Source organism: Candidatus Binatia bacterium (genome assembly GCA_023150935.1).
In the GTDB taxonomy this organism is placed as follows: domain Bacteria; phylum Desulfobacterota; class Binatia; order HRBIN30; family HRBIN30; genus JAKLJW01.
The window spans coordinates 1-556 of the sequence record JAKLJW010000162.1 but is presented as its reverse complement, the minus strand read 5'-3'; the positions used below and the strand labels follow the sequence as shown (position 1 = coordinate 556).

Below are 556 nucleotides of genomic sequence, written 5' to 3'. Positions count from 1 at the left end.
CCCGATCTACGCGCCGATCTCCCGCCGCTTCCACAAGGACCCGAAGGCCTTCGCCGACGCCTTCGCCCGCGCCTGGTTCAAGCTGACCCACCGCGACCTCGGCCCGCGCTCGCGCTACCTCGGCGCAGAAGTGCCGTCCGAAGTGCTGATCTGGCAGGACCCGGTGCCCGCCGTCGACCACCCGCTGGTCGACGCCAGGGACATCGCCGACCTGAAGGCGAAGATCCTCGCCACGGGCCTGTCGGTCTCCGAACTGGTGTCGACCGCCTGGGCGTCCGCCTCCACCTTCCGCGGCTCCGACAAGCGCGGCGGCGCCAACGGCGCGCGCATCCGCCTGGCGCCGCAGAAGGATTGGGAAGCCAACCAGCCGGCGCAGCTCGCCAAGGTGCTGGCCGCCCTCGAAGGCGTGCAGAAGGCCTTCAATGCCGCGCAGAAAGGCGGCAAGAAGGTTTCGATGGCCGACCTGATCGTGCTGGGCGGCTGCGCCGGCGTCGAGGCCGCCGCCAAGGCGGGCGGCTTCGGCATCGAGGTGCCCTTCACGCCCGGCCGCACCGAC

1 protein-coding gene is annotated in these 556 nt (G+C 71.6%); it reads left to right on the top strand.

Translation table 11 applies throughout. The features are described from left to right. Positions 1-556: catalase-peroxidase (locus L6Q96_23520; GenBank protein ID MCK6557517.1), on the top strand; the 556-nt coding region annotated here is incomplete at both ends.